The following is a 7195-nucleotide window of genomic DNA, read 5'->3' on the forward strand; positions in this document are numbered from 1 at the left end:
TGGCAGGCTAATCACCGTGGGCGTGGGCGGGGGCGGGGGCGACTTGCGGTGCCACCCATTGCGACAAGTAAACGCGCTCGAAGGCGAACACAGCGATCATCCCGACAGCGGCGTAGAGAACGATCATCGGGTCGCTTTGAAGCTTCATCACGGTGAAAGCTGCCAGTACTATCGCATCGAGCGCCAGGGCAGTCAAAAGCACGATACCGAAGGCGCCGACGTCTGCTCGACGATAGCGGAACACGCCCCAATGTATGATCATGTCCATGACGAGGTAAAAGAAAGCACCGAGGGATGCGATCCGGCCTAAATCAAAGAGCACGGCCAACGTCGCGGCGATGACGACAGTATAGACCAGGGTGTGGCGTTGGATGGGACCTGGCATACCGAAGTGGCTGTGCGGGATCATTTCCATGTCGGTCAGCATCGCCAGCATACGCGACACCGCGAAGACGCTGGCCAGAACGCCGGACGCCGTTGCGACAGCGGCCAGGATCACCGTGAGTATGAAGCCGGTTTGTCCAAGGGCGGGCTGCGCCGCTTGTGCCAGCGAATAGTCACGCGCTGAGATGATCTCCTCGATCGTGAGACTCGAACCGACCCCGTAGGCGACCAACAGGTAGACGACGACGCAGATTCCGATAGAGAACATGATCGCTCGGCCAACATTGCGATTTGGTTCAGTGATCTCGGCTCCGCTGTTGGTGATCGTGGTGAATCCCTTGAACGCAAGGATGGCCAGCGCCGTAGAGGCGATGAACCCCGTGAGCCCGTAGGATTGTGAGGTCTCGGACGCCGCGGCGAACGCAAAACCACTGGACCACAGGGCCGCGATGCCAAACAGAGCTATGCCTCCGATCTTGATCGCGGCCATGATCAACGAGAACAGCCCGACCGAGCGGTTTCCGGCCATGTTCACCAAAAAGGCGAAAACGATCACGGCCACAGCCAGAGCGGGGACCAATGGGCCACCTTCGATATCGAAAGGGCGCAGGACATAGGTGGCGAAGGTTCGCGCGACGAGGCTTTCCGCGATCACCATGCTGAGCGCCATCAGCAGTGCGGCCCCGCCCGCGATGGCTCCGGGGCCATAGCATTTCTGCAGGATCATGGCGATGCCACCCGAGGACGGCCATTTGTTCGACATCCTGATGTAGCTGTAGGCGCTGAAGCTTGTGACGACCGCGCCGGCGATGAATGCAAGCGGGAAAAGCGGGCCGGCGAGCTGCGCGATTTGCCCCGTCAACGCAAAGATTCCAGCGCCGATCATCACGCCTGTCCCCATCGCAACGGCTCCGCCCAGACTGATGGAATTTTCGCGGTACGTTTCTTTTTCGCTCTGCATAAATGGCCCCCTTTTAATTTTGGTTCATCCGAACGCTGTTGCGCGCTTCTAGATACGAACGCCGCGAAGGCGCAGCGAATTGAGCACCACCGAGATTGACGACGCGCTCATGGCGAAGGCAGCAAACATCGGACTGATGAGGATGCCAAAGAAGGGAAACAGAACTCCCGCCGCGACCGGCACGCCGGAGGCGTTGTAGATCAGCGCGAAGAACAGGTTCTGGCGGATGTTGCGCATCGTGGCCCGGGCGAGCCGCCGCGCACGCACGATACCATCAAGGTTGCCCTTGACCAGCGTGACGCCCGCGCTTTCGATGGCCACATCGGCGCCGGTGCCCATGGCGATGCCGACATCGGCCTGCGCGAGCGCGGGGGCGTCGTTGACGCCATCCCCGGCCATGGCGACCTTGTGGCCCGCCTCTTGCAACTCAAGGATGATCCGCGCCTTGTCCTCCGGCAGCACGTCGGCCCGGATCTCATCGATTCCGAGCCGCGTGCCGATGGCCTTGGCCGTGCGTTCGTTGTCGCCGGTCGCCATGATGACGCGGAACCCCAGTTCATGCAGATCCTCGATGGCTTCTGGCGTGGTCTCCTTCACTGGGTCGGCGACAGCAACTAGACCGGCGATCTCGCCATCCAGCACAACGAACATGACCGTCTCGCCTTCGTCGCGGCGGGCATTGGCCTTGGCGGTCAACGCGCCCGCCTCGAGCCCCAATTCGCGGATCATCGCCAAATTGCCGAGCGCGACCGCTTTGCCGTCAACGACCCCCTTGACGCCCTTGCCAGTGACCGCCTCGAAGTCCCGTGCCTCGTCCATTTTGACATCTCGCTCCTCCGCACCCCTGACGATCGCTTCGGCCAAGGGGTGCTCCGATCCGCGCTCAAGCGATGCGGCGAGACGCAAGACCTCGGCTTCGTCGTGGCCGGGTTGCGGGAGTACGTCGACAAGCCGCGGCTTGCCTTCGGTCAACGTGCCGGTCTTGTCGACGATCAGGGTATCGACTTTCTCGAACCGCTCCAGCGCCTCGGCGTTCTTGATCAGCACCCCTGCCTGAGCGCCCCGTCCTGTCGCTGTCATGATCGACATCGGTGTCGCCAGGCCAAGCGCACAAGGACAGGCGATGATCAGAACCGCCACCGCCGAAATCAATGCGTAGGAAAGCGCAGGCGCGGGCCCCCAGATCGCCCAGGCGATGAAGGACAGGACCGCGATACCGATGACGGCCGGAACGAAATATCCCGCCACCTTGTCGGCGTATTTCTGGATCGGGGCGCGCGAGCGCTGCGCGTTCGACACCATCTCGACAATTTGAGCCAGCATCGTGTCGGACCCGACACGCGTCGCCTCCATCACCAGACTGCCGGTGCCATTGATCGTCGCGCCGGTCAGCGGGTCGCCCTCGGTCTTCTCGACCGGCACGGGTTCACCGGAGATCATGCTTTCGTCGACCGAGGACCGGCCGTCCAGAACCACGCCATCGACCGGCACCTTGTCACCGGGCCGCACGCGCAGCCGGTCCCCGACTTGCACGTCCTCCAGCGGGATTTCCTCCTCGGATCCGTCGTCCCGGATGACCCGCGCGGTCTTTGCCGCCATGTCGAGAAGCGCGCGGATCGCCTTGCCGGTCCCCTCGCGGGCGCGTAGTTCCATCACCTGGCCGAGCAGCACCAGCGTCACGATCACCGCCGCCGCCTCGAAATAGACGCCGACATGGCCTTCGGAGTCTCGGAACCCATCAGGGAATATGTCCGGTGCGAGAACGGCAACGACGCTGAAGAGCCAGGCGGCAAGAACGCCCATGCCGATCAGGGAGAACATGTTGAGGTTCAATGTGCGGAACGAAATCCATCCGCGTTCCAGAAACGGCCAGCCGCACCACAAGACCACTGGCGTTGCCAGGATCAATTCGATCCATTGTGTGGTGCTTTCGCCAAAAAAAGTCCGGACTGCGGGGAAACCGACGAATGGCCCCATCGTGAGGACAAGGAGCGGGATCGTCAGGACTGTGCCGACCCAGAACCGCCGTGTGAAATCCACCAGTTCGGGATTTGGACCTTCATCGCCCGGCACACCGGATTCCAGTTCCAATCCCATACCACAGATCGGACACGCGCCCGGATCAGGCTGCCGCACCTGAGGGTGCATCGGGCAGGTGAAAATGGGACCATCATGTCCTGTAGGAACCAGATCATATCGGCCATCGGCCGGCGTGGCACCCGCGTGGTGTTCGTGATGATCATGTGCTGAATGGACCTCGAGCTCCGATTCCGGCACGAGGTGCATCCCGCATTTCGGACAATTGCCGGGCTCGTCCTGCCGCACCTCAGGGTGCATGGGGCAAACGAATACCGAAGAAGCTGCTGTGGTTTCAGAACTGTCGGGAGTGCTCATTTTGCGGTCCTTTCCGAGAATGCTTCTCTTGCCTAGGGCTTCCATCCGCGGGAGGGTCAAGAGAGATCAGTACGGCGATTACATTGCGGCTCTGCGGGGTGGCGCTGTCCGGCCCCGTTCCCGCCGGGCGAACACGATCAACGCCAGCCCGACCAGCGCCATTGGCATGGAGAGCAACTGGCCCATGGTCAAACCCCACTCACCAAAATGAAGCGCATGGCCGATCGGGTTGTCCGCCGTTACAAATTGTTGGTCCGGTTGCCGGAACATCTCGACGAAACTTCGGGCAAGACCATAGCCGGTCAGAAACACGCCAGCCAAGGCACCGGGCATTTTCAGCCAGCCCCGGCCCCAAGCGAGATAAATGAGCAGCATTCCAAGAATGAGCCCCTCCAATAGCGCCTCGTACAGCTGGGACGGGTGTCGGGCGCAGAGGCCACTAATCCCTGGGCAGGCCTGCGCGACTTCGCCGGGAAAGATCACCGCCCAGGGAACGTCCGTCGGCCGCCCCCACAACTCATTGTTGGTGAAGTTCGCCAGCCTCCCAAGAAACAAGCCTGGCGGTGCCGCCAAAGCCAGCAAGTCGCCAGTGCTGAGCAAAGACGCGTTCTGTCGAAGGCAGAACAGCAAGGCAGCGATGACAACGCCCGCGAACCCCCCGTGGAAGGACATGCCGCCTTGCCAGACCATCAGAATTTCCAAGGGATTTGCGAGATAATATGCGGGCTGGTAGAACAGTACAAAGCCTAGGCGACCACCAGCAATCACGCCGATGATGATCCACGTCAGAAGATCTTCGATCTGCGTCCGGTCAAGCGGCGGTCCAACTGATGTCCAGAGCGCGGGACGGCTTATCGCACTCAAACAAATGCGCCAGCCAATCAGGATACCGAAGATATAGGCTAGCGCGTACCAGCGGAGTGCGAATGTGACCCCCCCGATGTCGAAGGAGATGAGGTCGGTTCCAATATCCGGAAATGGCAATCCCGCTGGCAGCACTGGGTGAGTTCCTCATCAGGAATTTACGTGGGGATTAGATGGCATTGATCGAGCACCGCTAAAGGCGCTCGATCTGCGACAGGGCATCCAACGCCCATCCCGCCATCACGCGGCGTCGAGGGCGTCCCGGAGTAGATCGCGGACTTCGCCGGCGACCGCGTCCAGGTCTTGGTTCTGCACCGCCTGCATCGAAGCGACAGGATCGACCGCGCTGACCTCGGTGTCGCCGTCCACTTGCCGCAGGATGACATTGCAGGGAAGCATCGCACCGATGCGAGGCTCGATCTCGATGGCTTTGTGCGCCATGCCCGGATTACAGGCCCCGAGAATGCGGTAAGGCGGCATGTCCGCATCAAGTTTCTTTTTCATCGTCGCTTTGACGTCAATCTCAGTCAGAACGCCGAAGCCCTTGTCTGCCAAAGCATCCCGAACACGCATCTCTGCGTCATCGATATTGGTGTCTTTCAGGACGCGATCATAGGTATAGGCCATGGGAATTTTCCTTTCCGTGTCTCTATTTTTTGGCATAACGAGGCTAAACGGTTCAGGTCGCGGTTCGGTTCAATGTCCCGGCCGAGAACGGTTTTGGCGTTTTGAGGACGGGTGCCGGAAAAAACCGGCACCCGTTGGCTCAGTTGTCCTGCATCATGGAGCCGTTGCCCATGCCCTGACCGTTGCCCGGCCGCGCAGGCGCATCTGCCATGTTCGACCGCATCATCTGCATCCGCTCCATCCTATCGGCCGGAGCGGCCATCTCTTCCGGCGTCACCGCGCCGTCGCCATCGGCATCGAGGTGTTGAAAACGATCCACCATCATTTCGCGGATCATCGCGCTGTGGAGAGCTTCAAACTCGGTAATCGAGAGGTTTCCATCCCCGTCGCTGTCAAACTCGGAAAGCTTGGCCTGCAGCTGCGTGCGCATTTCTTCCGGCGTCGTTGTGCCGTCTCCATCGGTGTCGAACATTTGCATCATGCCGCCAGCCATGCCTGCGCCCATCATACCACTGCCCATGCCTGCGCCCATCATGTTTCCGTGCATGCGCTGCATCATGTCCATCATTCCGCCCATGTTCCCCATCATGCCCGGACCACCGTTCTGCATCATGCCTGCCCCACTTTGGGCACCAGGTTGACCACTGTGCCCATGGTTGGCATCCGCCAAGGCGACGCCACCAAAGGCGGTTGCAGCCAGAGTCATTGCAGCGAGTAGAGTATTGCGTTTCATGTCGATCACCTCGTGTCAGTGTTACGATAGCCACCATATGGGATGCACCTGCAGATGCGGAATGCCACGCGAGCCGGTGTTTTGTATCGCGAGGTCACAAAGGCGGGGTCTGTTACAAATTGCGACAAATCAATTCGGGGCGAACGCTCCTCTTAATCTGAGACTTGCGATATCCAGAGAAAAACCTGTCGAGGAGTCGCGTACCAACCGACACCGAACCCGTGTTTCGGTGGACGTGAAATCCGGAAGAGTTGGTGTCGAGAGTGGTAGAGGACCTGAATATCCCGAAAATTCAATTATTCAACCCATGGCAGGAGGCTGCAGGGTGCTCTTTTTGAACCGCATTTTCTCAGTTCTAACCTTGGTAATTTTGGCGGGGTGCGGCGCAGGAAACGACATGCGCCCGGATGCTTCAGCCGAAGTCATCAGTAGCGCATCCTACCGTCACGATGGACCGGCCGCGCTGACGTTGTACACCATGATCAACAACAGGTCCGGGGCGGGTGCGCATAGCAGCGTCATGATTAATGGGTCGCAGCGTGTTATCTTCGATCCGGCAGGAACGGTCCGGCTGAGCGCTGTACCGGAACGGGGAGATGTGCTTTATGGCATTACTCCACAAGTGGCCGATTTTTATGCGCGGGCTCATGCTCGCGAGACCTACCATGTCGTCATACAAGAGATCGATGTGTCTCCCGAAGTCGCGGAGCAGGCTTTGCGCCTTGCAATTGCCAGCGGCCCAGCCGCTTCCGGTTTTTGTAGTGCCAGTACCTCCGCGGTACTCAGACAATTACCAGGATTTGAATCCATCGGACGCACATTTTTTCCAAAGCGCCTGATGGCGGATTTTGGCAAGTTGCCGGGCGTGCGAACCACAAAGCTGTTCGAGAACGATGAGGACGACAAATCCGTAGCGATCGCACAGTTCGAAAGTTCACTTGCGACACAGCCGTGAGTGTTCGTCCAACAATTCATTGGAAGATGTCCCTGCACGACGCAGTCCTCGGCGTGTGAGCCAAAGATGCAATAGGTTAGCTTCGAGCGGTAACGCTGTCTTCGGCCGAGTAAAGGAACGCCGTCGATCCGACAGCGACATTCGGATAGAGATCATTGATGTGGGCCATCACCATGCGCACGCATGGGGTCTGTTCCGGCTGGGGGCAGAATGACACCTTAAGGCCGGATGTCAGCGATTTTTCCATCTGTATTCACCTGTGAGCAAGATATGTGCC

General features: G+C 59.7%; 6 protein-coding genes and 1 pseudogene. 1 reads left to right on the forward strand and 6 read right to left on the reverse strand.

Annotated elements, in window-relative coordinates; translation table 11 throughout:
• Positions 1-7: 7 nt before the first annotated feature.
• The 5 genes from SHM7688_RS06475 to SHM7688_RS06495 form a co-directional block, all read right to left on the reverse strand.
• Positions 8-1345 (reverse strand): APC family permease, encoded by a 1338-nt coding sequence (locus tag SHM7688_RS06475; protein ID WP_007803442.1) that lies wholly within the window; start codon positions 1343-1345, stop codon positions 8-10.
• Positions 1346-1393: 48 nt separating this feature from the next.
• Complete coding sequence (locus SHM7688_RS06480) at positions 1394-3739, reverse strand: copper-transporting P-type ATPase (RefSeq protein WP_012187177.1); 2346 nt, start codon at positions 3737-3739, stop codon at positions 1394-1396.
• A gap of 78 nt (positions 3740-3817) precedes the next feature.
• The gene (gene lgt / locus SHM7688_RS06485) at positions 3818-4738 is read right to left on the reverse strand and encodes a prolipoprotein diacylglyceryl transferase (protein WP_050686145.1); all 921 of its coding nucleotides are present in this window, start codon (positions 4736-4738) and stop codon (positions 3818-3820) included.
• A gap of 105 nt (positions 4739-4843) precedes the next feature.
• Entirely contained in the window at positions 4844-5230 is a 387-nt protein-coding gene (locus SHM7688_RS06490) for a DUF302 domain-containing protein (RefSeq protein ID WP_050686143.1), read from the reverse strand.
• Positions 5231-5369: 139 nt separating this feature from the next.
• The gene (locus SHM7688_RS06495; protein WP_223229252.1) at positions 5370-5963 is read right to left on the reverse strand and encodes an EF-hand domain-containing protein; all 594 of its coding nucleotides are present in this window, start codon (positions 5961-5963) and stop codon (positions 5370-5372) included.
• A 397-nt stretch (positions 5964-6360) separates the two neighbouring features.
• Between SHM7688_RS06495 and SHM7688_RS06500 the strand changes: the two genes are divergently transcribed.
• Complete coding sequence (locus SHM7688_RS06500) at positions 6361-6918, forward strand: hypothetical protein (protein WP_012187179.1); 558 nt, start codon at positions 6361-6363, stop codon at positions 6916-6918.
• A 76-nt stretch (positions 6919-6994) separates the two neighbouring features.
• On the opposite strand, the pseudogene SHM7688_RS19365 reads toward SHM7688_RS06500, so the two are convergent.
• Positions 6995-7102: pseudogene (locus SHM7688_RS19365) on the reverse strand (L,D-transpeptidase); the annotation flags it as partial.
• Positions 7103-7195: the final 93 nt, after the last annotated feature.

This window comes from Shimia marina (genome assembly GCF_001458175.1).
In the GTDB taxonomy this organism is placed as follows: domain Bacteria; phylum Pseudomonadota; class Alphaproteobacteria; order Rhodobacterales; family Rhodobacteraceae; genus Shimia; species Shimia marina.

Bases quoted from the DNA above. Each gene is read 5' to 3' on its own strand.
- SHM7688_RS06495 (WP_223229252.1), bottom strand. From the start codon at position 5,963: ATGAAACGCAATACTCTACTCGCTGCAATGACTCTGGCTGCAACCGCC.
- SHM7688_RS06480 (WP_012187177.1), bottom strand. From the start codon at position 3,739: ATGAGCACTCCCGACAGTTCTGAAACCACAGCAGCTTCTTCGGTATTC.
- SHM7688_RS06490 (WP_050686143.1), bottom strand. From the start codon at position 5,230: ATGGCCTATACCTATGATCGCGTCCTGAAAGACACCAATATCGATGAC.
- SHM7688_RS06475 (WP_007803442.1), bottom strand. From the start codon at position 1,345: ATGCAGAGCGAAAAAGAAACGTACCGCGAAAATTCCATCAGTCTGGGC.
- SHM7688_RS06500 (WP_012187179.1), top strand. From the start codon at position 6,361: ATGCGCCCGGATGCTTCAGCCGAAGTCATCAGTAGCGCATCCTACCGT.